Genomic DNA, 23,812 nt, shown 5'->3' with positions numbered 1-23,812 from the left:
CTGCCGCGGTGACACTCAGGGAGATCGACGACAGCTGGATCGGGGACAACCTCGACGACCTGCTCGCCTACTTCGAGGCGGACCCGCCCGAGTTCGGCGCGCACCGGGTGGTGGTGGCCCGCTGCGCCGACTGCGCCGGTCAGGTCTTCGTGCTGGAGACCGACGAATCCGGCACTTGCGTGCGCCGCACCTGCGCCGGCTGCGACCGCACCGTGCCCATGCTCGACTCGGCCGAGCACTGGCCGACCCTCGACGAGGAGGCCGAGGCGCGCTACTTCGTCGAGTGCGTCTGCGGCGAGGACAACTTCGAGACCGCGGTCGGGTTCACTTTCCGGGACACCACCCCGACCGCGGACGTGCACTGGATCAACATCGCGATCCGTTGCGTGGCCGACGGCAGGCTGGGCTACTGCGCGAGCTGGCGGATCAGCTACGGACCCTCACATCACCTGGTCGACTCGGTCTGACCGGGTTCGAGCAACTGCCACCAGGGCACCACCGGCGCGGGCGCGGCCACGTCCACCCGCTCACCGGGCCGCGGGATCGCCACCGCGACCTCGCGTGCCTTCGCCTCCGCCCACAGCCGGTCGACCGGCTCGGCCCAGTCCTGCACGCCCAGGGTGAAGGTCGCCCAGTGCACCGGTACCAGGAGGCCGCCGCGCAGGTCCTGGTGCGCGGTCACGCCCTCCTCCGGGGTCATGTGGATGTCCGGCCAGGTGTCCACGTACGCGCCGATCTGCACCAGGGTGGCGTCGAACGGGCCGTGCTGCGCGCCGATCTCGGCGAAGCCGGGGAAGTAGCCGGTGTCGCCGGTGTAGAAGACCCGGTGTTCGGGGCCGATCAGCGCGTAGGAGGCCCACAGCGTGTCGTCCCGTTTCAACGCCCGCCCGGAGAAGTGCTGGGCCGGGGTGGCGATGATCTCCACCCCGCCCGCGGTGACCGACTCCGACCAGTCCAGCTCGATGATCCGGTCCGCGGGCACCCGCCAGCGCCGCAGGTGCGCGCCCACGCCCAGCGGCACCACGAACGGCGCGGTCTGGGTGCGCACCAGTGCCCGCACCGTGGCCAGGTCCAGGTGGTCGTAGTGGTCGTGCGAGATGATCACCGCGTCCACCTGCGGCAATGACTCCACCGGCACCGGCGGCCGGTGCAGCCGCCGTGGTCCGCCGAAGGGCAGCGGCGAGACCCGCTCGCCCCACACCGGATCGAGCAGGATCAGCCCGCCGTCCAGCTCCACCAGCGCGCTGGAGTGCCCGTACCAAGTCAGGTGCACGCCCTGCCCGGACGGCGGCTGCGGCTCTACGAGGGGCACCGGTCCGGCCGGTTTGCGCTGCTGTTTGCCCAGCACCAGCTCGCGCAGGATCTTCGCCCGGCCCGTCGGCGCGGCCAGGGTGCGGGCGCGGTTGCGGAAGGCGCCGTCGCGGTACTGCGGGGACCGGGTCACCCGGTCGCCGCCCGCCCGGCCGCCGAACTGGGCGGGCAGTTCGCGCAGCACCCACACCAGGGCCGCGGCCAGCGCGCCGAGCAGGTATCGGATCATGCGACCGATCTTCCCGCATCGAACCTGTGGCGGCTCTCAGCAGCGCGTCCGCTGTGGACTGTCGGTGGGCGGCACTATGTTGAGCGCCGTGAACGCTGGGGAACGCATCCGGGAACTCGCTGATCAGATCGTCGCGCTGCGCGACGCCTACTACCGCGGCTCGCCGCTGGTGGCCGACGCCGAGTACGACGCGATCGAGGACGAACTGCGTGCCTTGATCGAGTCCAACCCGGAGCTGACCCCAGATCCGAATCCCCTCGATCAGGTCGGCGCGCCCACCGTGCTGCACGCCCCGGTCCGGCACTCCCGTCCGATGCTCTCCCTGGAAAAGGCCACCAAACCCGAGCAGGTGGTGGCCTTCTTCGACCGCTTCCCCGGCCAGCCGGTGGTGGTCATGCCCAAACTGGACGGGCTCTCCCTCGCCCTGGTCTATGAGGAAGGCAGGCTGGCGCGAGCGGTCACCCGCGGCGACGGCACCACCGGCGACGACGTGACCCCGCTGGTCCGCGCCCTGGTCGACGGGGTGCCCGAGCGGGTGGACGCGCCCGGCCGGGTCGAGGTGCGCGGCGAGGCGGTCATGCTGCGCTCCACCTTCGCCGCCTACAACATCGCGCACCCGGACAAACCGCTGATCAACCCGCGCAACGCGGCCGCCGGCACGTTGCGCGCCAAGGACCCGGCCACGGTGTCCGAACGGCGGCTGCGCTTCTTCGCCTTCGACCTGGACACCTCCGATGCGGACAGCGCCGCCGCCGACCTGGGCGAGGGCCTGCGCCAGCTGGGGCTCTCCGGCGCGGACATGCGGCTGTGCGCCGACGCCGAGCAGGCCCAGGCGGTGATCACCGAGATCGAAGCGGGCCGCAACGACCTGGACTACGACCTCGACGGCGCGGTGCTGCGCCTGGCCAACCGGGACGCCTACCGCGCCGCGGGCACCCGGTCCAGCTCCCCGCGCGGCGCGCTGGCGTTCAAGTTCGCCGCCGAGGAGAAGACCACCGTGCTCGCCGACGTGGTCTGGGACGTCGGCAAAACCGGCAAGATCGCCCCGGTGGCGCACCTGGAACCGGTGTTCGTCGGCGGCACCACGGTCACCAAGGCCACCCTGGCCAACCAGGAGGTCATCCGGGCCCGCGGCATCCGGATCGGCGACACCGTGCTGGTGCGCCGCGCCGGTGACGTGATCCCGTTCGTGGCCGGGGTGCTGGACGAGTCCAAGCGCACCGGCGCCGAGCGCGAGATCGTGCCGCCCACCACCTGCCCGTCCTGCGCGGAACCGCTCACCGAACAGGGCAACAGCCGGGAACTGTTCTGCACCAACGTCTCCTGCCCCGCCCAGACCGTGCGCAGGCTGATCCACTGGGCCTCCCGCGCCGCCGCCGACATCGAGGCGGTCGGTCCGAAGTGGATCGAACGCCTCGCCGAGGCCGGGCTGCTGGAGAACCCCTCGGACTTCTACACCCTCACCGAGGCGCACCTGCTGGAGTTCGACCGGATCGCCGAGGTCTCCGCGGCCCGCATGATCGACTCCATCGCCACCAGCCGCAAGGTCGGCCTGCGCCGCGCCCTGATCGGCCTGGCCATCCCGATGGCCTCCGAGGGCACCGCCACCCGCCTGTGCCGCGCCGGTTTCGGCTCCCTGGAAGAGATCGCGGACGCGGGCGAGGAACGCCTGGTCGCGGTGGAGGACATCGGCCCGAAGGTCGCCGCCTCACTGACCGAACACCTCACCCGGCTACGCCCCGAGATCGACCGCCTGCGCGAATGGGGCGTGTCCCTGGACGTGCGCGAGGAAGACCTGCCGCCCGTGGTCGCCGCCGACGCGCCCCTGGCAGGCAAGACCGTGGTGGTCACCGGCGCGATCAACGACCCGCGCTCCGGCGAGAAGGTGCCCCGCCCGGCCTTCCAGCGTCTATGCGAGAAAGCCGGCGCAACCATCGCCTCCTCGGTCTCGGCCAGCACCGATCTGCTGATCACCGGCGCCGACGTCGGCGCGAGCAAACTCGCCAAGGCGGAGAAACTCGAGGTCGAGGTCATCGACGCAGGCGAGATCTGGCAACAGCTCATCGCGGCCGGCCTGGCCTAGAGCCGTCGAGTTGGCCCAAGCGGCACGCCCAGTTGTGCCAACTCGGCGTACGACTTGGGCCAACTCGACGTGGCGGGTGCTAGGGGTGGCGGGCTTCGACAAGCCAGGCGCGCGAGTCGAAGTGCACGCCGTCGGGGGTGGTGTGTGCGTCGAGGGTGGCGCGCAAGCGGATGCGGGCCTGTTCGGCTTCGGCGGGGTCGAGGGTGTTGAGCACGTCCTGGAGTTTCAGCTGGTGGAGCACGGCGTCGTAGGCGGTGGCGCTGTCCGGGCCGTAGTAGACCGGTTCGCGCACGTCGGTGAACTTGATGTCGGCGAACCCGGCCGCGGTCAGGATGCCTTCGGTGACCGCCGGGTCGCCGAGCGAGAACGTGCTGGGACCGCTGGGGGTGGCCGGTGCGGCGGTGTAGGTCTGGCGGATCGCGGTGGCCCACTCGTTGCGGTCCTGCCCTTGCCAGACCAGCAGCACCAGCCGGGCCCCCGGCCGCAGCGCGCGACCGATGTTGGTGAACGCGGCGACCGGGTCGGCGAAGAACATCGTGCCGAACCGGCTGATGCACAGGTCAAAACGCCCCGGCGGGAACTGGTGCACCTGGGCGTCCGCCTGCTCGAAGGTGACGTTGGCCAGTCCCTGCTCGGCGCTGAGCTGACGGGCCCGCGCCAGCATCGGCACCGAGATGTCCACGCCCACCGCACTTCCGTCGACCGCGGCGCGAGCGGCCTCGCGGGTGGCCTGGCCGGTGCCGCAGCCAACGTCGAGCACGTGGTCCCCGGCGTCAACGCGGGCCGCGGCGCGCAGGAGTTCGTTGTGCCGACGCAGTTCCGCGTCATAGTCGAACAGGGTGGCCATCACCTGGTCCTCTCGATAGCGAGGTCGGCCGGCCCGTCGCGGAGCACGCCCCGCACCTGGTCCAGCGACACCGTTTCCGGCTCGAACTCCGCCAGCCACCAGGTGGCGCCCGCCGCGGCGTAGGGCGCCGGATCGGTGCCGGGTGGCAGGGGGACGGCGATGTCGTACCGGGTCATCTGCTGCTGGCGAAGATCAGTGATGGTAGTGACGATCTCGGCGAGCTGGTCCGGGTTTTCCAGATTCACCGGGAAGAAGCCGTCCTGCCGGGCCGCCCGGCGCAGCGGTTTCGCGTTGCCGGGACGTCCAGCGGCCCACACCGGCACCCCGGGCCGCTGCACCGGCGCAGGCAGGAACTCGATGCCGTCGACGGTGTAGTGCCTGCCGCGGTGGTGCACCGGCGCACCGGACCACGCGGCGGCGAGGATCTCCAGCGACTCGTCGAGCAGCTCGCCCCGCCGCCGATCGTCGAGTTCCTCCCCGGTCGCACTCAGTTCGCCCGCGAAGCGATCACTGCCCAGTCCGACGCCGAGGGTGAGGCGGCCACCGCTGAGCCGGTCCAGGGTCGCGGTTTCCTTGGCGAGTTTGGCCGGCCGGCGGCGGGCCAGCGGGGTGACCATGGGGCCGAAGCGGAGGCGTTCGGTGGCGGTGGCGATCGCGGCCAGGGTGATCCACGGGTCGGCCACCTGCCGGACCGGCGCCCGCCAGCGCAGGTGGTCCCAGACGAAGACCCCGTGCCAGCCCACTTCCTCTGCCTCCGCGGCCAGCCGGGCGATGGCCGCCGGGTCGGCGAGTTCGTCGAAGAGTGGCAGCCAGAGCGCCGAGCGCAACCCGGTCATGGCCGCCCGCCCGCGGTGTGCTGGAGCAGCGCTGGGACGAAGATGTCCCACAGCGGCCGCGGCAGATCGTGCCCGGCGCCGGCCAGGATCAGCAGCTCCGCCCCGGGAATCGCCTCGTGCACGGCGTGTCCGTGCGGGAGCGGGCACACCGGGTCGAGATCGCCGTGCACCACCAGCGTCGGCGCCGTGATCGCGGCCCACTCGCGGGAGGACCCGTCGAAGCTGATCGCGTAGTGGTTGCCCAGCATGGCCGCGAGATCGCGGGTGCGGGCCACGTCCCGCTCGACCAGCGCGCGCACGGCGGTCTCGTCGAAGTAGGGCGAGCCCCCCGAACACGCTTTCGCTGACGCGACAACGAAATCCACCACCGCACCGGGATCGGCGGGATCCGGGTTGGCGGGGATGCCGCTGCCGAGTTCGTCCGAGGACGGCGGGAGTCCGTCCGCGCCGGTGGAGGTGGAGACGAAGGTCAGCGAGGCCACCCGGTCGGGGTGATCCACGCCGAGCAGCAGCCCGATCCCGCCCGACATCGACCGGCAGACGACGTGCGCCTGCTTGATGTCCAGGGCGTCCAGGATGCCGAGCGCGTCCGCGGCCAGGTCGGGGTAGGCGTACCCCGGCCGCCCCGGCGGGTAGCTGGTGGATCGGCCGGTGTCCCGGTTGTCGTAGCGGATCACGAACCGGCCGCGGTGCGCGAGTTGTTGGCACAGCTCGGTTTCCCACCACAGCATCGAGGCAGTCGCGCCGTCGACGAGCAGGATCGCCGGGTGCGCGGGGTTGCCGAAGGTCTCCACGCACAGCTCGACATCGTTGATCTCGACGAGCTGTTCGCCGGGGGAGTGGTGATCGGTCATGAGCGTCAGGTTAGGTCCGGGAAGACATCGGTAAAAGCGATGGATACCGATCAGGTTGATCGGCCGCGGCGATGTTTATCCGGGTAGAGTGTGCCCATGTCCGACGTCGAACTGCGGCATCTCGCCGCGCTGGCCGCCGTGGTGGACGAGGGCTCGTTCGGACGGGCGGCCGCGCGGCTCGGGTACACCCAGTCCACGGTGAGCCAGCAGATCGCGGCCCTGGAGAAGGCCGTCGGCGGCGCCGTGTTCGACCGGCCGGGCGGGCCGCGACCGGTGCAGTCCACCCCGCTGGGCAAGGTGGTGCTGGCCCACGGACGCGAGTTGCTGGCGAAGGCCCTGGCGTTGGTTACGGCCGTCGACCGGTTCCAGGCCGGGGGCGGCCGGGTCGACATCGGCACCTTCCAGAGCGTGTCCAACGTGATCCTGCCGCAGGTCATCCGCGGCCTGCGGGCCGAGCAGCCCGACTGCGACATCAGGCTGTTCGAGGAGGAAGTGGACCAGCCGCAGGTGCAGGACCTGGACCTGATGTTCTTCGACGGGCGCGTCGACGGCGAGGTCGAACACCGCAAACTACTCGACGATCCCTACCTGCTGGTGGCCCGCCGCGACACCTTCCCCGACGGCCCGGTGCGCGTGGACCGGCTCGACGGCGCGCCGATGGTGGCGCACCCGCCGATCTGCGACCAGGCCCGGCTGGAACAGGTGCTCACCCGGCGCGGAGTGCGGCCGGACATCGTGTGCCGTACCGCGGGCAACGAAACCGTGCTGTCGATGGTGCGGGCCGGCATGGGGTCGGCGATCCTGCCGCGACTCATCGTGCACAGCGCCGACATCGGCGCCGATGCCTCGCTGAGTGTGCACGAGCTGAAGCCCGCGCTGCCGCCGCGCGAGATTTTCCTGCTGTGGCAGGCGAATCGCACCCGGTCGCCACTCGCACAGCGGGCGATCGAGATCGCGGTGGAGGTCGCGGATTCGCTGGACGCGGAACTGGCCTACTGAGGCCGACCCGGCCAGCTGTAGGCGTAGGTCAGGGAGAAGGTGCGGTCGATCCAGTCCCGCGTTTCCTCGCCCGGCGCCGGGCGGGTGGCTGTCGCGGCGACCGCCGCCCGGACCTCGGCCAGCGCGGCGGAACAGTCGGTGGCGCTGAGCAGTGCCCCAGCCTGGAAGGTCAGTTCCCGGACGTCCGGGTACAGCCAGGCCGGGCGGAATCCCATGGTGAGGTAGGGGCGGTCGGCGAGGTTGCCCCGGCCGATCAGCAGGCGACCGGTGAAGTCGATCGGTAGCTCCAGCCCCCGGTAGTGCCAGCTCTCGTCCTCGTCCTGGCGCGGTCGTACCCCGGCGAGTGGCGGAGGTTCCGCCGCCGACCCGAGCTGGAGTTCGCGCAGTGTCAGCCGCTGCTCGACGACTGCGTACCGGCCGACGTGGCCGTGGTAGCAGGAGGTGCTGATCGCCCGCGGTGCCATGCCGTGCGCGGCCGGGTCGAACAGGCCCGTGCCGTCCACCGCGGTCACTGCGAAACTGCCGCCCTCGATGAACACCTCATCGGGCTCCTGCGCTGTCATGCCGAGAACCCTAAGAACTCCCCGCCGTGTTGGCCGTTGTCGTACCCAGTCTTGGCCGAACTTGTACCACTTGGCCCAACTGGTACGCCCACTTGGGCCAAATTGGCGTACCAGTTGGGCCAACTCGGCGTCCACAACGGCCAACACGGCGTCCGGAACGGCCAACACGGCGGTGGGTGGGTGAGCTGTCGTTCAGCTGTCGAGGGGAGCTTGGCTCTTCCCATAGTTCTATTGATACATGTACCTTTCGAACTATGAAGGAAAGCCGGATCGAAGATGATCTGCTGGATGCGGCGGGAGTGCTGGCCCAGGCCGGGCTCGTGTCGGCCTTCGGCCATGTGTCCGCGCTGGTGGAGGACGGGTCGCTGCTCATCACCCCGCCCCGCCCGCTGGGCTCGCTCACCCCCGCCGACCGCGCGATGGTCATCGCGCCGGGCGCCACCGAACTCCCCGAGGGCACGCCGCGGGAGGCGTGGATCCACCTCGCGATCTACCGGGCCCGCCCGGATGTGCGGGCGATCTGCCGGGCCCAGCCCGAGACTGCCACCGCACTGGCCGGCGCGGACCTGCCGATCCGCCCGTTGCACGGCCAGGGCGCGTTTCTCGGCACCGAGGTGCCGGTTTTCCCCGATGTCCGCCTGGTGCGGGACCGGGACCGAGCAGAGTCACTGGCCGCGGCACTCGGCGCGTCGCCCGCACTGCTGTTGCGCGGCAACGGCGCGGTCACCGTGGGCGCGGACCTCGGTCAGGCGGTGGCCCGGATGTGGCTGCTGGAGTCCTCGGCCCGGATCAACTCCCACGCCGCGGCCGGTCGGCCGCGCCCGCTGACCCAGGACGAGCAGGACGCCTGGCTGGCCGCCGAGACCGAACTGCTCGGCCGCCTCTGGACCCACCTCCGCACCGGCTACTCGAAGGGACGACCGTGATCACGCTGCACGACATCGCCTACGTACGGTCCGGCACCGCGGACGCCGCCACCGCGGTCGGCTTCGCCGTCGACGTGGTCGGCATGGAACTCGTCGGGCACGAGGACGGGGTCTGGTACCTGCGGGCCGACCAGCGTCACCACTGCCTGGCCTTCGAGGAGGGCGAGGCGGGCGTGCTGGCCTCCGGGTTCAGCGTCGCCGACGCCGACGCGCTGGCCGACGCCGAGAACCAGCTCACCGCCGCTGGCATCACGGTGGTGCGCGGCAATGCCAAGCAGGCCAGGTCCCGGCGGGTCGAGGACTTCCTGGCCTTCGACGATCCCTTCGGCAACCGGGTCGAACTGGTCACCGGTCAGGTCCAGCTCGCCCGCCCGCCGCACTTCGGCCGCCCCGCGGGCATCACCGAGTTCGGCCACCTCTGCCTGGACGCGCCCGATGTGCGCGAGGCGTACCGGTTCTGGTCCACCCTGTTCAACATCAAGGTCTCGGACTGGATCGGGGATCTGGCCTGTCTGATGCGGTTCGACCCGGTGCACCACAAGCTGGCCGTGTTCCGCGGCAGCGAACCCGGCCTGTGCCACATCAACTTCCAGGTCGACTCGCTCGACGACGTGATGCGCAACTGGCGGTTCCTGCAGGAGCGCGGGGTGGAGATCGAGATGGGGCCGGGCCGCCACCCACAATCCACCGCGATCTTCGTCTACTTCAAGGGCCCCGAGGGCCTCACCTACGAGTACTCCTACGGCGTGCGCCGGATCGAGGAGGCGGACTGGGTGCCGAGGGTGTTCGACCCCAGCGAACCCGACGCGATCGACATGTGGCGCGGGCCGACCCAGCGCCCGTCCACCCAGGCCCAGGTACACCGCGCGCTCGACGCGTGATCCGCGGAATCCCGACGGCATAAGGAGCCCGTCTTGCCTGCTTCCACCCTGACCGGTCCCCGGGCGCGGCTAGTGATCATCGTCCTGTGCGGCCTGGCCCTCGCCTTCGACGGCTACGACCTGGTGGTCTACGGGACCACCATCCAGGCCCTGCGCGCCGAATGGGGCATCACCGCCTCGACAGCGGGGACCATTGGCAGCGCCGCCCTGGTCGGCATGCTGGTCGGCGCGCTGCTGGCCGGCACGCTCACCGACACCTGGGGCCGCCGCAAGACCTTCCTGCTCTGCGTGACCTGGTTCTCTGTGCTGACCGCCCTGTGCGCGGCGGCCCCCTCGCCCGAGGTGTTCCTGGCACTGCGGTTCCTGGCCGGGATCGGGCTGGGCGGGCTAATGCCCACCGCGGCCACCCTGACCATCGAGTACGCCGACGCCAAACACCGCACTTTCACTTACGCCGCAATGCAATCCGGCTACGCCGTCGGTGGCATCCTGGCCGCGACCCTGGCCATCCCGCTGCTGCCCACCGCGGGCTGGCGGGTGATGTACCTGGTCGGCGCCGCCCCGCTGATCCTGGTGCTGCCACTGGCGTGGCGGCACCTGCCCGAATCACTGGAATACCTGGTCTCGCACGGCAGACAGGCCGAGGCCGAGGCCCTGGCCGCGCGGCTCGGCGTGCCGGTGCCGCCGCCCGCCGAACGCCGCGCCGGTGGCCTCAGCGGGGTGAAGGCCCTCATCGAGCGGACCTACCTGCGCCGGACCGTGTTGTTCTGGCTGGCCTCCTTCTGTGCGCTGCTGCTGGTCTACGGGCTCAACACCTGGCTGCCGGAGATCATGCGCGCCTCCGGCTACCCGCTGGGTTCGGCGCTGGGCTTCCTGCTCGCGTTCAACCTGGGTTCGGTGGCCGGGGCTTTGCTGGGCGGGCGGCTCTCCGACCGGCACGGGGCGCGGCCGGTGCTGCTCGGCTCGTTCGCGCTGGCCGCGGTGTGCTCGGCGGCGCTGAGCGTCAACCCGGGGCAGACCGTGATCTATGTGCTGGTGGCGGTGTCCGGCTACGGCACGATCGGCACGATGCACATGCTCAACGCCCATGTGACCAGGTCATATCCGGCGAGCATGCGAGCGACCGGGATCGGCTGGGCACTGGGTGTCGGGCGGCTCGGCGCGATCCTCGGCCCGACCCTGGGCGGCTGGGTCCTGGACTCGGAGCTGGGCCCGGACTGGAACTTCTACCTCTTCACCGTGGTCGCCGTGCTCGGCGCCCTCGCCATCACCGCGCTGCCCCGCCGCCTCAGCGTCCCGGTCGCGGCTGAACCCACTGGAGTGACGTCGTGACCGCCACCGCATCGTGGACCGTCGAACACGCAGCCGAGGAGCTGCTCCGCCGCGAGGACACCCGCACCGACGGCGCACCGCTGAGCGACAGCTGGCCCGAACTCGATCTCGACACCGCCTACGCGATCCAGGACGAGACGCTGCGACTGCGACTGGCCCGCGGCGAGACCCTGATCGGGGTCAAGCTGGGCCTGACCTCACGGGCCAAGCAGCAGCGGATGAACGTGGACTCACCGCTGGTCGCCTGGCTCACCGACGCCATGATCCTGCCCGCGGGCGCACCAGTGCCCCGGGAACGGCTGATCCACCCACGAGCCGAACCGGAGATCGCCTTCGTCATGGGCCGCTCGCTCACCGGGCCCGGGGTGTCCGCCGCGACCGCGATCTGCGCGGTGGACCAGGTCTTCGCCGGGATCGAGATCATCGACAGCCGGTACCGGGACTTCCGCTTCACCCTGCCGGATGTGGTGGCGGACAACGCTTCCTCGGGCGCCTTCGTCACCGGCGCGCTGGGCCGCGACCCCGGCGAACTCAACCTCGCCCTGGAGGGCTGTGTGGTGGAATCCGGCGGCACGGTGGTGCACACCGCCACCGGCGCCGCCGTACAGGGCCACCCGGCCGAGGCCCTCGCCCTGGCCGCCAACACCCTCGCCCGCCGCGGCCACCGGATCGAGGCCGGCTGGCTGGTGCTCACCGGCGGCGTCACCGACGCGGTGCCGCTGCCGCCGGGCGGCTACGTCACCACCGAGTTCACCGGCCTGGGCCGGATCACGGTGGGGGGCTGAGATGCCGATCGTGCGCATCGACCTCGCCGAGGGCCGCGACCCGGACACCCTGCGCGCCTGCCTGCACGCCGTGCACGCCGCGATCCGGGACAGCCTCGGCGTCCGGGACGAACAGATCCGGGTGCTGCTCAACGAGATCCCGCCCCGGCTGTGGAGCGCGGGCGGACAGACCCTGGCCGAGAAGACCACCCACACCGAACGGGAGCAGGAGCGATGACCGAGATCAAGCATGTGATCGACGGCGCCGAGGTCGACTCGGCCGACGGCGCGGTGTTCCACGACATCGACCCCTACACCAGGGAAAGCTACGCCACCGTCGCCCTCGGCGGCGCCCGCGAGGCCGACCTCGCGGTGGACGCGGCCCGCCGCGCCTTCGACGACGGGCCTTGGCCACGGCTGTCCTTCGAACAGCGTGGCAAACTGCTGCACCGGCTCGCCGACCTGATGGAGGAGAACGGGGCCGAATTGGCCCTGGCCGACACCCAGGACATGGGCAAACCACTCACCGCGGCCATCGGCAAGGACGTGCCGCGCTCGGCGCACAACTTCCGCTTCTTCGCCGACCACGCCCGGCTGGCCGAATCCCAGCACCTGCCCTCGCCCACCGGCCACCACGTCTACAGCGAACACGCCCCCGCCGGAGTGGTGGCCGCGATCGCGCCGTGGAACTTCCCGCTGATGCTGGAAACCTGGAAGGTCGCCCCCGCGCTGGCCTGGGGCAACACCGTGGTGCTCAAACCGGCCGAGGACACCCCGCATTCGGCGTACCTGCTTGCCAAACTGGCCCTGGAGGCCGGTCTGCCGCCCGGGGTGCTCAACGTGGTGCACGGCTTCGGCCCCGACTCCGCGGGCGAGGCGCTCACCGTCAACCCGGCGGTGGACCGGATCACCTTCACCGGCGAGTCCGGCACCGGCCGGGCCATCGCCAGAGCCGCCGCGGCCAACCTCACCCCGGTCAGCTTCGAGCTGGGCGGCAAGGGCTGCAACCTGATCTTCGACGACGCCGACCTGGACAACGCGGTGACCTGGGCGATCGAGGCCGCCTTCGGCAACTCCGGTCAGGTCTGCCTGGCCGGATCCCGGCTGTACGTGCAGCGCGGGGTGTACGAGGAGTTCACCGCCCGCTTCGCCGACGCCGCCGCGGCCATGACCCTCGGCGACCCGAAGGACCCGGCCACCCGGCTCGGCCCGCTGGCCAGCGAGGAGCACTACCGCAAGGTCACCGGCTACCTCGACCCGGCGGCCACCGGCGGCGCCAAGGTGCTCGGCGGTGGCGGCGCGCCAGGCTGGTTCGTCCGCCCCAGCATCGTGCTCGACCCGCCGCGGGAGGCCCGCGTGCTGCGCGAGGAGGTGTTCGGGCCGGTGGTCACGCTCACCCCGTTCGACACCGAGGAGGAAGCGGTCGCGCTGGCCAACGACAGCCGGTATGGCCTGTCCGCCATGGTCTTCACCGACAACCTGCACCGCGCGCACCGGGTCGCGGGCAGCCTGCGCAGCGGCAACGTGTGGGTCAACTGCTTCTTCGTCCGCGACCTGCGCGCGCCCTTCGGCGGCATGGGTGACTCCGGCCTCGGCCGCGAGGGCGGGCTGTTCAGCCGCGAGTTCTTCACCGAGGCCCGGACCGTGACCATGCGGATCGACCGATGAGGATACTAAGGTCGATACATGTCGATTCAGCACGTTCTGCTGGGAGTGCTCGAGGCCAGGCCGATGAGCGGCTACGAACTCACCCAGCTCTTCAGCGCCAGCACCCGATGGGTCTGGTCGGCCCCGCAGAGCCAGATCTACCCGGCGCTCAAGACCATGGAGGCCGGTGGCCTGATCACCGGCGAGCAGCTGAAGACCGGCGGCCGGGTCCGCACGGTGTACTCGATCACCGAGCAGGGGCTGGCCGAACTGCGGCAGTGGATCGGCACCGCGCACCCCAGCCCGCCCTCCAGGGACGCCCTGGACGTGCAGGCGCTCTACTTCGACCTGGTGGAACCGGAAGCGGCCAAGCGGGTGCTGACCGAGTTCATCGCCGAGCAAGAGGCGGCGGCCGAGCACGCGACCGCGCACAGCGCCCGGCTGCTGGCCAAGGACACCGAACTGCTCAAGGAACGCCTCAGCCACCGCCCACCCGGCGAGCACGACCGGATGGCCCGGTTGAAGGCACACGTCTTCGCCGGCCAGGCGGCCGTGGCCGAGACCAGGATCGCCTGGGCCCGGGAAGGGCTGCGCTTGCTCGACGAGGCCTAGGCCCGGCAGTCGCCTGGGCCCACATCCCCAGGAGGCACCCATGAACGCCGATATCGTCAAGGCCGCCGACGCACTGGCCGAGGCCGCCCGCACCGGCATCGCCTGCCCGCCCGTGCGCTCGCTGTTCGCCGACGGCGACGTGACCGCCGCCTACGCTGTGCAGCGCACCAACGTGGCCGCCGCGGTCACCGCTGGACGGCGGATCACCGGCCGCAAGATCGGCCTCACCAACCCGGCCGTGCAACGCCAGCTCGGCGTGGACCAGCCCGACTTCGGTGCGCTCTTCGCCGACACCGAGGTCGCCGACCGCGGTGTGGTCGCACCCGGCAGGCTGTTGCAGCCCAAGGTGGAGGCGGAAGTCGCGCTGATCCTGGACCAGGATCTGCCCGGCACCGAGTACCGGCCGGAGGACATCCGCCGGGCCGTGCGGTACGTGCTGCCCGCGCTGGAGATCGTGGACAGCCGGATCGCGGGCTGGGACATCAGCTTCGTGGACACCGTGGCGGACAACGCCTCCGCCGGGCTCTACGTGCTCGGCACCCCCGTCCCGCTGGGTGAGCTGGACCTGCGCACGGTGCTGATGTCCATGCGCCGCAACGGCAAGGAGGCCTCCACCGGCATCGGCGCCAACTGCCTGGACGACCCGCTGCTTGCCGCGGCCTGGCTGGCCAACACCCTGGCCGCGCTCGGCGACCCGGTGCGCGCGGGCGATGTGGTGCTGACCGGCGCACTGGGCCCGGTGGTCAACGCGGTCCCCGGCGACCACTTCGCCGCCGAGATCACCGGCCTCGGCGGCGTGAGTGTCTACTTTGGACAGTCGGAAGGAGATCAGGCATGACCACGAAAACAGCCATCATCGGCTCCGGCAACATCGGCACCGACCTGATGATGAAAATCCGCCGGCTTTCCGGCGACCTGGAGATCACCGCGCTGGCCGGGATCGACCCGGACTCCGACGGACTGGCCAGGGCGCGCAGGCTCAAGATCGCCACCACCGCGGGCGGCATCGACGGACTGGTGGCCCTGGACGAGTTCGCCGGCATCGACCTGGTCTTCGACGCCACCTCCGCCGGCGCGCACCGCCACCACGACGAGGTGCTGCGCGGACTCGGCCGCACCCTGATCGACCTGACCCCGGCCGCCATTGGCCCCTACGTCGTCCCGGCCGTCAACCCGGAGGCGGCCGGCGGAGCGCGCAACGTCAACATGGTCACCTGCGGCGGCCAGGCCACCATCCCGATCGTGTCCGCGGTGTCCGCGGTGACCCCGGTGCACTACGCCGAGATCGTCGCCTCGATCGCCTCCCGCTCGGCCGGCCCCGGCACCCGCGCCAACATCGACGAGTTCACACAAACCACCGCCGGCGCCCTGGAACAGGTCGGCGGGGCGGCCAGGGCCAGGGCGATCATCGTGCTCAACCCCGCCGAACCACCCATGATCATGCGCGACACGGTGTACTGCCTGGTCTCCGCCTGCGACACCGCGGCGGTGGCAGCCTCGGTCGAGCACATGGTGGACAACGTGCGGCAGTACGTGCCCGGCTACCGCCTCAAGCAGCGGGTGCAGTTCGCCACCGTGGCCGCCGACGACCCACTGCGCGCCCTTGGCCCAGCAGGCGAACTGGTGCGGGTCTCGGTCTACCTCGAAGTCGAGGGCGCCGCGCACTACCTGCCCGCCTACGCCGGAAACCTGGACATCATGACCTCCGCTGCCCTGCGCACCGCGGAACGGATCGCCAGCACCCGCACGCAGGAGGTGTCCGCATGAGCACGCCGCTCTATCTCACCGATGTCACGCTGCGGGACGGCATGCACGCCGTCCGGCACCGCTACACCGTCGAGCAGGTCCGCACCATCGCTCAGCGCCTGGACGCGGCGGGCGTGACCGCCATCGAGGTCGCGCACGGCGACGGCCTGGCCGGGTCCAGCATCAACTACGGCATTGGCGCGCACACCGACTGGGAATGGATCGAGGCGGTCACCGGCGTGGTCCAGCACGCCGTGCCGACCACGCTGTTGCTGCCCGGCATCGGCACCGTGCGCGACCTCAAACAGGCGCACGCGCTCGGCATCCGCGCGGTCCGGGTGGCCACCCACTGCACCGAGGCCGATGTGGCCGCCCAGCACCTGGCCGCCGCGCGCGAGCTGGGCATGGACACCGCGGGCTTCCTGATGATGTCCCACCTGGCCGAACCCGCCGAACTCGCCCGCCAGGCCAAGCTGATGGAATCCTATGGCGCGCAGTGCGTTTACGTCACCGACTCCGGCGGCCGGCTCACCATGGACGGCGTCCGCGACCGCGTCCGCGCCTACCGCGACACCCTCGACCCGGCCACCGAGATCGGCATCCACGCCCACCACAACCTGGGCCTGGGCGTGGCGAATTCGGTGGTGGCGGTGGAATCCGGCGCCACCCGGGTGGACGCTTCCCTTGCCGGACAAGGCGCGGGCGCGGGCAACTGCCCCCTGGAAGCCTTCGTCGCGGTGGCCGACCTGACCGGCTGGCAGCACGGCTGCGACCTGTTCGCGTTGATGGACGCCGCCGACGACCTGGTCCGCCCACTCCAGGACCGCCCGGTCCGGATCGACCGGGAAACCCTCACCCTCGGCTACGCGGGCGCGTACTCCAGCTTTCTGCGGCACGCCGAAACCGCCGCCGCCCACCATGGTCTGGACACCCGGAGCATCCTGGTCGAGGTCGGCCGCCGCAGACTGGTCGGCGGCCAGGAGGACCTCATCGCCGATATCGCACTGGACCTGGTGGCGGCCCGGGATCAGCGGGTCTCCTGATCGTCGAGGCGGCTGCGGTAGGCGTGGCGCTCCGGACTGTCCGGCCGGAGCGCACGGTCATCGCGCATCAGCCTGCGGACGGCGTTGAGCAGGGGTTCGGGGGTGATCGCGGCCAGCGCGGCGAGCCCGCCGACGTAGCCGGGCACCGCGATCTCGGCCCGGCGCGAGCGCACCGAACCCAGCACGGCCCTGGCGATGTCCGCGGGCTGCACCTTGGGGATGGGCTTCATGTCCAGGCCCGCGGACAGCCCGGTGTCCACCGCCGAGGGCAGCACGGTGCTGATGCTGACCCCGCGGGCGGCGTACTCGCGCCGGGTGGCCGCGCTCAGCAAGACCACGGCGAACTTGCTCGCGTTGTACATGGCCAGGCCCGGCACCGGGAACTTCCCGGCCAGCGAGGCCACGTTGACGATGTGCCCACGGCCCCTGGCCAGCATGCCGGGCAGCACCAGGCGCATCCCGTGCACCACCCCGAACAGATTGACCTCGATCATCAACCGGTTGGTGCGCTCGTCCAGGTCGAGGAAACCACCGTTGGGCATGATCCCGGCATTGTTGACCAGCACGGCCGGTTCACCGTGCGCGGCAGCGGCCTCGGCCAGGAAGACCCGGAAGGACTCCGGATCGCCGACGTCCAGCCGGTGCGCGGTGCCGCCGAGTTCGGCGGCGGTTTCCTTGGCCAGGTCGAAGTCCAGGTCGCCGATCGCCACCCGGGCGCCGCGGCGGGCGAAGGCGCCTGCGGTCGCCCGGCCGATCCCTTGTGCGCCACCGGTGATCGCGACACAGGCCCCGGTGAGGTCGAGGGGCGGAAAGCGGGTCATGCGGCGACTCCGTTGCTGATCGCCGCGCGCACGCGGGTGGGTGTGTGCAGCCGGGAAACGTCCACTGTGGACTGTCTGCGGCGCAGGTCCATGAAGTTGGCGCCCATCGCGGCGAGTTCGGCCGGTCCGGGTTCGACCCGGATCACCCGGGTGCCCGCCGCGCGCAGCTGTCGGACCTCGCGGTCCAGGCCGCGGGTCATCCGCTTGCGCAGCAACCGTTCCAGCCGGGACAGGCCGGTGGCCGGGACCGGGTGTTCGCTGGTCATCGGGGCCAGCACGACGACCTCATCCAGTTCGAGGGGGACGAGCAGATCGGCTGAGACCGAGGAGATCGTGCCACCGTCCACGTGCTCGCGGCCCGCGATCCGGACCGGCGGGAACCAGCCGGGGATCGCCCAGGACGCAGCGATTGCCTGGCCCAGCACGGTTTCCGGCGCGGTGGGGGAGCCGAACGCGGTCCGGCTGCCAGTGGCGGCGTCGGCCGCGACGATCCAGGTGGCGGGATGGGCAACCCAGCCACCGGCCAGCTGGTCACCGAGTTCGCGCAGCCACCCGGCATCACCCCGGCCCTTGGGTAACAGCCCGGCCAATCCCGCCGTCAGATCCACCTCGCCCCGCAGTCCACTGCTGACGAGGCCACGCGCGGGCCAGCCCCACCCCGGCAACGGCGGCCGCATCCCCGGATGCCGCGCCAGATGCCCGGCGAGCACCGCATCCTCGCCCGACCCGTCCAACGCGGCCACGATGCTGTCCGCGGACCGCCCGGATCCCAGCAACGCCACCATTTCCGCCCCCGCCGAGGTGCCGAGCAACACCTCCGCGGTCCGCGCGTCCCAGTCCAGTTGCCGTTGCACCGACTGCAAAGCGATCGCCGTCCAGGCGAACCCCAGCGTGCCACCGCAGCCGATGGCCAGCCCGCGCCTAGGCATAGCTGTAGTCGTTCAACGGGAAGCGGACTGCCTCGCGTTGCGCGTTGCGGGTGGAGGTCGGCCGGAGCAGAGTGGCCTCGCCGTGCTGGTTGAAGTAGTAGCTGTTCGCGGTGGCGCACTGGCCGAGCGCGAACACCGAATCGCCGACCTTGTCCCGCATCAGCGCCAGGAACCGGTCGTTGGCCTCCTGGCTGACCTCGAACACCGTGGCGTTGCGGGCGCGCATCGCCCGGAACAGCCGATCGAGGTGCTGCATCTGGCATTCGATGGTGGTGAAGTAGGACAGTCCGCTGTAGGAGTACGGGCTGTTCAGCGAGATCAGGTTGGGAAAGCCGGGCACGGTGACGCCCTCATAGGCCTGGAACCGGTTCTCCCGCCACCACTTGCCCAGGTTTTTCCCAGCACGGCCGATGATCTCGATGGCCGGGAAGTTGACGTCCCACAGGTTGAAGCCGGTGGCCAGCAACAGCACGTCGATCTCGGTGCGGCGGCCGTCCGCGGTGACGATCGCCTGCTCCTCGACCCGCTCGATCCGGCTGGTCTCCAGGTGCACGTGCGGCCGGGTGAAGGCACGGAAGTAGGTGTTGGAGAAGGTGGGCCGCTTGCAGCCGAAGGAGTAGTCCGGGGTGAGTTTGCGACGCAGCTCCGGATCGCGGACCTGGCGGAACAGGTGCGCCCGGCAGTACCGCTCGGCAATCCGGTTGGTGATCCGCAGCCGCCGGTAGTGCACCACGCCGGAGATCATCAGCAGTTCCAGCAACACGTTGCCGACCGTCCGCACCACCCGCTGGGCAAGGGGGATCCGGGCGAACAGGCGGCGTAACCGCGGTGGGATCCGGTAGTCCGGCTTCGGGCTGACCCAGATCGGGGTGCGCTGGTACACGGTCAGGTCCGCGGCCACCTTGGCCACCTCCGGGATCAGCTGCACCGCGGTCGCGCCGGTGCCGATGATCGCCGCCCGCTTGCCGGTCAGGTCGTAGTCGTCGTCCCAGGCCGTGGTGTGGATGACCTTGCCGCCGAAGTTCTCGATGCCCTCGATGTCGGGCACCTTGGGCTGGGAGAGGAAACCGGTCGCGGTGCACAGGTAGGTCGCGGTGACGCTGTCCCCGCCCGCGATGCCGATCCGCCAGTGCGACTCGTCCTCGACCCAGTGCGCCCCGGTCACCGTCGTGCCGAAGCGCATGTGCGGCCGCAGTTCATATTTGGTCGCCACGTGCTCGGCGTACTGCTTCAGCTCCGCACCCGGCGCGAACAGCCGGGACCAGTGCGGGTTGGGCTCGAAGGAGTAGGAGTAGGTGGCCGACGGGATGTCCACGGCCAGGCCGGGATAGCGGTTCACGTGCCAGGTGCCGCCGAGGTCGTCCTCCCGTTCCAGGATGAGCAGCCTGCGGTGGCCGAGCCGGTGGAGCTGGATCGCCGCACCCATCCCGCCGAAGCCGGCTCCGACGATCACGGCGTCGTACTGGGCAGCCATAGGTGACCCTCCGTAACGGAATGTGGTGTCACTAGCGGAACGATATGTCATTCCCGGGTGGGCGGCAATAAGCTGTGACCATGACGTCCAGTGCCACGCCGGTCAGCCGCGCCGAGCGCAAGAAGCAGGAGCTGCGCCGCGAGATCATCGACGCGGCCTTCGACTGCTTTGCCGAGCGCGGCTACCACGCGACCGCGATCGCCGACATCGCCACCCGGCTGGGCATCGGGCACGGCACCTTCTACCGCTACTTCGAGAACAAGCGGGACATCGTCGACCACGTGATCACCGACCTGGTCGACCGGGTCAAGGTCGCGCTCACCGCGGAGAACGCGCCGGACGCGGTGTCCACTTTGGACGATTATCGGGCGCAGACCGCCCGGATCGGCGAGTCACTGGCGCGGATCTTCCACGAGGATCCCCGGGTGCCGCGGATGCTGCTGTTCGAGGCGGCGGGCATCGACAAGGCCATGGCCGAGCGGGTGCTGGACTTCTTCGACCTGGCCACCGCACTCACCGCCAGCTACCTCTCCCACGGTGTGCGACTGGGCTACCTGCGCACCGACCTGGACGTGGACAACACCGCCAGCGCGATCACCGGCATGATCCTGGCCTCGGCGCTGTCCTCGCTACGCAAACCCGAGGGCGAGCACCAGCGCAAACTCAGCGAGGCGGTCCGCCGCCTGATGTACGACGGCATCGCCGCCCAGCCCTGACCCACCCACCGCCGAGTTGGCCCAACTGGTACGCCGGGTTGGCCCAAGTGGGCGTGCCAGTTGGCCCAAGTGGTACGGGGATGGGTCAGAACACCACCGGCAGCGCGAACAGGCCGCGGATGATCGGACTCGGCCACCAGCGCAGCTGCTCTTCGGGTTCGGCCAGGGCCAGGTCCGGGAACCGGCGCAGCAGCGCGCCGAGCACGGTGGCGCCCTGGATCCGGGCCAGCGCCGCACCCAGGCAGGCGTGCCTGCCGCGGCCGAAGGCCAGGTGGTCCTCGGGATCGCGGTCCAGCCGGAAGGCGTCCGGATCGGCGAAGCGCTCGGCGTCCCGGTTGGCCGCCAGGATGGACAGCAGCACCGGATCGCCGGGTTGCAGGTCCTGGCCGCCCAGGCGCATCGGCTCGGTGGGGAAGCGCCAGCTGACGTTGCGCACCGGGCAGTCCCGGCGCAGCGACTCCTCCACGAAGACAGCCAGCTCGCCCTGGTCAGCGCGGATGCGGGCGGCGAGGTCCGGGTGGGTGAGCGCGGCCAGCGTCGCGCTGCCGACCAGGGCGGTGGTGGTCTCGTGCCCGGCGATCAGGATGAGGAAGGCGGTGGAGGTCAGCTCCTCGTCGGTCATCTCGCCGCGGTGCCGCTGCCGGATCATGTCGCTCATCAGGTCATCGCCCGGCTCGGCCTTCTTGTGCGCGAGCAGCGCGGCCAGGTACTCGTCGATGGCGTCGGTGGCCGCGACCAGGTCGTCCCGGTCACTGCCGTCGGAGGCGTCGATGACCGCCGCCCAGCGCTGCACCCGCGCTCGATCCTCGGCCGGGATGCCGATGAGTTCGCAGATGATCGTGGTGGAGATCGGGTAGGCCACGTCCGCCACGAGGTCGGCCCGGCCCAGCGGCGCGATCCCATCGAGGACCTGCTCGGTGACCTGCCGGACCCGGGCCTCCAACGCGCCCAGGCGTTGCGGGCTGAACTGTCCGGCGGCCAGTCGCCGCAGGTCCTGGTGCCGGGGCGGGTCGGTGTTGGTCATGTGCTGGGCCAGCGAGGGCCGGTGATCCAGCGGCAGGCCCATGCCCGACTCCCGCCACACCGGGCAGCCCCGGGCCGGGTCCTTGACCAGCCGCGGGTCGGCCAGCGCGGCGACCACGTCCGCGTACCGGGTGACCAGCCAGGCCGACAGCTCCGGCCCGAACTCCACCCGGTGCACCGGGGAGTGCTCTCGGAGCCAGTGATAGGCGGGCGCCGGGTCGCGGTCGAACCCGGGGCCGTACAGCGGTGGTGCCTCGCCGGATGTCATCTCTGCCTCCCGGCTGGGCATCGTACGTCTCCGCCCCTGACGAAAGCCTTACCGCGAACCCAAAACCCACCGGTGTGTTGGCCGTTGTCGTACCCAGTCTTGGCCGAACTGGGTGGAGGCGTTCAGCTGATCGGTGGGGTGGGTCAGCCGATTGGTGGGGTGGTGGGTTCAGCCGGTGGTTCCGGACATGGGCTGATGTGTGCGGTGGCGCCGGATTGGGAGTCTGACGGCCTCCGAACCGGAACGGGAGTCACAGATGGCAAGCAGGACAAATCCGCCCGAGGGCGCAGGGGTGAGCAGGCGTGGGCTGCTCGTGGGGGCCGGGGCGGTGGCGGTCACCGCGCTGGGCGCCGGGGCGGTCAGCGCGCAGGCGGCCGGGACGGCGGCGGACTTCGGGCCGGTGACCGTGCGACCCGGTGATCTCCGCTACGAGAACCTGCTGCGCGGCAACAACTTCCGCTTCGTGAACAGCCCGGACGAGATCCGGGTGGTCGCCTCCACCGAGCAGGTGGTGCGGGCGGTGGGTGAGGCGGTGCGCGCGGGCAAGCGGGTCGCGGTGCGCAGTGGCGGACACTGCTTCGAGAATCTCACCGCCGACCCGGCGGTGCGCGTGCTGCTGGACCTCTCGCCCATGGACGAGGTCACCTACGACCCCGCCCGGCGGGCCTTCTCCGTGCAACCGGGAGCCACCCTCGGGCAGGTGTACCGGCGGCTGCTCACCGGCTGGGGCGTGACCATCCCCGGCGGCGGCTGCCCGGAGGTCGGCGCGGGCGGGCACTTCGCCGGTGGCGGATACGGGCCGCTGTCCCGGCGGTACGGCTCGGTGGTGGACCACCTGTACGCGGTCGAGGTGGTGGTCGTGGACAAGGACGGCACCGCCCGCGCGGTGGTCGCCACCCGCGAACCCGACGACCCGAACCGAGACCTGTGGTGGGCGCACACCGGTGGTGGCGGCGGCAACTTCGGCGTGGTCACCCGGTTCTGGCTGCGCTCACCCGGTGCCACCGGCACCGACCCGGCCAAACTCCTGCCCGCCTCACCCCAGCAGATGCGGCAACACGTCCTCATCTGGCCCTGGGCCGCGATGACCGAGCGGCAGCTCACCGGGCTGCTGCGCAACTTCGGCCGCTGGCACGAGCGGAACAGCGCACCGGGCCGTCCGCAGAACGGGTTGTACGGCGTGCTGCAGGCCGGGCACAAGGCGAGCGGCAGTGTGCTGCTGGCGGTGCAGGCTGACGCGGACCTGCCCGGCGTGGACGCGATGATGACCGAGTTGATCACCGCGGTCACCGCGGGCCTTGACCTGCCCACCCCGCTGGTGGACCTGCGCCGCAGCCTGCCCTGGCTGCACCGGATGACCTGGCCGGGCAGCGGCGAACCGGGCGACGTGATCGTCCGGCGATACAAGATCAAGGCCGGCTACTTGCGCCGCTCGTTCACCGAGTCCCAGCTCGCCACCATCCACCGCCACCTGATCAACGACAGCGGCGGCCCGCACGCCGGCATGCTGCTGATCAGCTACGGCGGCCAGGCCAACGCGGTCGCGCCGGGGGCCACCGCAATCGCCCAGCGGGACGTGATCATGAAGGCGGTCTACCAGACGATCTGGCGCGACGACACCGAGGACAAGGCCAACCTCAAGTGGGTGCGCGAGTTCTACCGGGACGTCTACATCGAGACCGGCGGCGTGCCCGTGCCCGGCCCGGTCAACGACGGCTCCTACATCAACTACGCCGACGCCGACCTGGCCGACCCGGTCTGGAACACCTCGGGCGTGTCCGCGCAGACGCTGTACTACAAGGACAACTACCCGCGGCTACGCCGGATCAAGGCCAAGTGGGACCCACGTAACGTCTTCCGGCACTCGCTGTCGGTCGAAGCTGGCTAGATTGTCCACAGTGGCCGGGG

At 71.0% G+C, this 23,812-nt stretch carries 24 protein-coding genes; 15 read left to right on the top strand and 9 right to left on the bottom strand.

Translation table 11 applies throughout. The features are described from left to right. The first annotated feature begins 8 nt into the window (after positions 1–8). Positions 9–467, top strand: coding sequence for a hypothetical protein (locus tag MZC64_RS14350; protein ID WP_247756683.1), 459 nt, complete (start codon positions 9–11; stop codon positions 465–467). Here the strand turns inward: MZC64_RS14350 and MZC64_RS14345 are convergent. Then, positions 446–1,540, bottom strand: a complete 1,095-nt coding sequence (locus MZC64_RS14345) for an MBL fold metallo-hydrolase (RefSeq protein WP_247756684.1) — start codon at positions 1,538–1,540, stop codon at positions 446–448. The genes MZC64_RS14350 and MZC64_RS14345 overlap by 22 nt on opposite strands. A gap of 88 nt (positions 1,541–1,628) precedes the next feature. On the opposite strand from MZC64_RS14345, the gene ligA reads away from it, so the two are divergent. Further along, complete coding sequence (gene ligA, locus MZC64_RS14340; protein WP_247756685.1) at positions 1,629–3,623, top strand: NAD-dependent DNA ligase LigA; 1,995 nt, start codon at positions 1,629–1,631, stop codon at positions 3,621–3,623. 79 nt (positions 3,624–3,702) lie between these two features. On the opposite strand, the gene MZC64_RS14335 is transcribed toward ligA, so the two are convergent. The 3 genes from MZC64_RS14335 to MZC64_RS14325 are packed head-to-tail and all read right to left on the bottom strand — an operon-like array spanning position 3,703 to position 6,160. Next, the gene (locus MZC64_RS14335) at positions 3,703–4,470 is read right to left on the bottom strand and encodes a class I SAM-dependent methyltransferase (RefSeq protein WP_247756686.1); all 768 of its coding nucleotides are present in this window, start codon (positions 4,468–4,470) and stop codon (positions 3,703–3,705) included. Further along, positions 4,470–5,306 carry an LLM class flavin-dependent oxidoreductase gene (locus tag MZC64_RS14330; RefSeq protein WP_247756687.1) on the bottom strand — a complete coding sequence of 279 codons (837 nt, stop codon included), beginning with the start codon at positions 5,304–5,306 and terminating at the stop codon, positions 4,470–4,472. The genes MZC64_RS14335 and MZC64_RS14330 overlap by 1 nt, the downstream gene beginning before the upstream one ends. Next, positions 5,303–6,160 carry an alpha/beta fold hydrolase gene (locus tag MZC64_RS14325; RefSeq protein ID WP_247756688.1) on the bottom strand — a complete coding sequence of 286 codons (858 nt, stop codon included), beginning with the start codon at positions 6,158–6,160 and terminating at the stop codon, positions 5,303–5,305. The genes MZC64_RS14330 and MZC64_RS14325 overlap by 4 nt, the downstream gene beginning before the upstream one ends. Positions 6,161–6,256: 96 nt before the next feature. Between MZC64_RS14325 and MZC64_RS14320 the strand changes: the two genes are divergently transcribed. Then, positions 6,257–7,159 (top strand): LysR family transcriptional regulator, encoded by a 903-nt coding sequence (locus tag MZC64_RS14320; RefSeq protein WP_247756689.1) that lies wholly within the window; start codon positions 6,257–6,259, stop codon positions 7,157–7,159. Here the strand turns inward: MZC64_RS14320 and MZC64_RS14315 are convergent. Continuing rightward, positions 7,153–7,722, bottom strand: coding sequence for a hypothetical protein (locus MZC64_RS14315; protein ID WP_247756690.1), 570 nt, complete (start codon positions 7,720–7,722; stop codon positions 7,153–7,155). The genes MZC64_RS14320 and MZC64_RS14315 overlap by 7 nt on opposite strands. 254 nt (positions 7,723–7,976) lie before the next feature. On the opposite strand from MZC64_RS14315, the gene MZC64_RS14310 reads away from it, so the two are divergent. From MZC64_RS14310 to dmpG, 10 genes are read left to right on the top strand one after another with little or no spacing between them, the layout of a single operon-like run. Beyond that, positions 7,977–8,648 carry a class II aldolase/adducin family protein gene (locus MZC64_RS14310; protein WP_247756691.1) on the top strand — a complete coding sequence of 224 codons (672 nt, stop codon included), beginning with the start codon at positions 7,977–7,979 and terminating at the stop codon, positions 8,646–8,648. Beyond that, complete coding sequence (locus tag MZC64_RS14305) at positions 8,645–9,529, top strand: VOC family protein (protein ID WP_247756692.1); 885 nt, start codon at positions 8,645–8,647, stop codon at positions 9,527–9,529. The genes MZC64_RS14310 and MZC64_RS14305 overlap by 4 nt, the downstream gene beginning before the upstream one ends. A gap of 33 nt (positions 9,530–9,562) precedes the next feature. Beyond that, positions 9,563–10,861 carry an aromatic acid/H+ symport family MFS transporter gene (locus MZC64_RS14300; RefSeq protein ID WP_247756693.1) on the top strand — a complete coding sequence of 433 codons (1,299 nt, stop codon included), beginning with the start codon at positions 9,563–9,565 and terminating at the stop codon, positions 10,859–10,861. Next, complete coding sequence (locus MZC64_RS14295; RefSeq protein WP_374205721.1) at positions 10,858–11,646, top strand: 2-keto-4-pentenoate hydratase; 789 nt, start codon at positions 10,858–10,860, stop codon at positions 11,644–11,646. Before MZC64_RS14300 ends, MZC64_RS14295 begins: the two co-directional genes overlap by 4 nt. A 1-nt stretch (position 11,647) precedes the next feature. Beyond that, a complete protein-coding gene (locus MZC64_RS14290; RefSeq protein ID WP_247756694.1) occupies positions 11,648–11,863 on the top strand; it encodes a tautomerase family protein in 216 nt (71 codons plus the stop codon). Further along, the gene (locus tag MZC64_RS14285; RefSeq protein ID WP_247756695.1) at positions 11,860–13,293 is read left to right on the top strand and encodes an aldehyde dehydrogenase; all 1,434 of its coding nucleotides are present in this window, start codon (positions 11,860–11,862) and stop codon (positions 13,291–13,293) included. The genes MZC64_RS14290 and MZC64_RS14285 overlap by 4 nt, the downstream gene beginning before the upstream one ends. 18 nt (positions 13,294–13,311) lie before the next feature. Then, entirely contained in the window at positions 13,312–13,884 is a 573-nt protein-coding gene (locus tag MZC64_RS14280; protein WP_247756696.1) for a PadR family transcriptional regulator, read from the top strand. A gap of 40 nt (positions 13,885–13,924) precedes the next feature. Beyond that, positions 13,925–14,722 (top strand): 2-keto-4-pentenoate hydratase, encoded by a 798-nt coding sequence (locus tag MZC64_RS14275; RefSeq protein ID WP_247756697.1) that lies wholly within the window; start codon positions 13,925–13,927, stop codon positions 14,720–14,722. Further along, a complete protein-coding gene (locus MZC64_RS14270) occupies positions 14,719–15,651 on the top strand; it encodes an acetaldehyde dehydrogenase (acetylating) (RefSeq protein WP_247756698.1) in 933 nt (310 codons plus the stop codon). Before MZC64_RS14275 ends, MZC64_RS14270 begins: the two co-directional genes overlap by 4 nt. After that, complete coding sequence (dmpG, locus tag MZC64_RS14265; RefSeq protein ID WP_247756699.1) at positions 15,648–16,673, top strand: 4-hydroxy-2-oxovalerate aldolase; 1,026 nt, start codon at positions 15,648–15,650, stop codon at positions 16,671–16,673. Before MZC64_RS14270 ends, dmpG begins: the two co-directional genes overlap by 4 nt. Here the strand turns inward: dmpG and MZC64_RS14260 are convergent. From MZC64_RS14260 to MZC64_RS14250, 3 genes are read right to left on the bottom strand one after another with little or no spacing between them, the layout of a single operon-like run. Beyond that, positions 16,658–17,494 carry an SDR family oxidoreductase gene (locus tag MZC64_RS14260; RefSeq protein WP_247756700.1) on the bottom strand — a complete coding sequence of 279 codons (837 nt, stop codon included), beginning with the start codon at positions 17,492–17,494 and terminating at the stop codon, positions 16,658–16,660. The two genes, dmpG and MZC64_RS14260, sit on opposite strands and share 16 nt — an antisense overlap. Then, positions 17,491–18,423, bottom strand: coding sequence for a patatin-like phospholipase family protein (locus tag MZC64_RS14255; RefSeq protein ID WP_247756701.1), 933 nt, complete (start codon positions 18,421–18,423; stop codon positions 17,491–17,493). The genes MZC64_RS14260 and MZC64_RS14255 overlap by 4 nt, the downstream gene beginning before the upstream one ends. After that, a complete protein-coding gene (locus tag MZC64_RS14250; RefSeq protein ID WP_247756702.1) occupies positions 18,416–19,897 on the bottom strand; it encodes an NAD(P)/FAD-dependent oxidoreductase in 1,482 nt (493 codons plus the stop codon). Before MZC64_RS14250 ends, MZC64_RS14255 begins: the two co-directional genes overlap by 8 nt. Before the next feature lie 80 nt (positions 19,898–19,977). Between MZC64_RS14250 and MZC64_RS14245 the strand changes: the two genes are divergently transcribed. Next, entirely contained in the window at positions 19,978–20,613 is a 636-nt protein-coding gene (locus tag MZC64_RS14245; protein ID WP_247756703.1) for a TetR/AcrR family transcriptional regulator, read from the top strand. Positions 20,614–20,698: 85 nt separating this feature from the next. Here the strand turns inward: MZC64_RS14245 and MZC64_RS14240 are convergent, their stop codons facing one another. Continuing rightward, entirely contained in the window at positions 20,699–21,904 is a 1,206-nt protein-coding gene (locus MZC64_RS14240; protein ID WP_247756704.1) for a cytochrome P450, read from the bottom strand. A gap of 256 nt (positions 21,905–22,160) precedes the next feature. On the opposite strand from MZC64_RS14240, the gene MZC64_RS14235 reads away from it, so the two are divergent. Continuing rightward, on the top strand, positions 22,161–23,792 hold the full coding sequence (locus MZC64_RS14235) for an FAD-binding oxidoreductase (protein WP_247756705.1): 1,632 nt from the start codon (positions 22,161–22,163) through the stop codon (positions 23,790–23,792). The last annotated feature ends 20 nt before the right edge of the window (positions 23,793–23,812 follow it).

The organism is Crossiella sp. S99.2 (genome assembly GCF_023094165.1).
Taxonomy (GTDB): Bacteria; Actinomycetota; Actinomycetes; order Mycobacteriales; family Pseudonocardiaceae; genus Crossiella.
The sequence above is the reverse complement of the archived record's forward strand: the minus strand, read 5'-3'. Positions and strand labels throughout refer to the sequence as shown.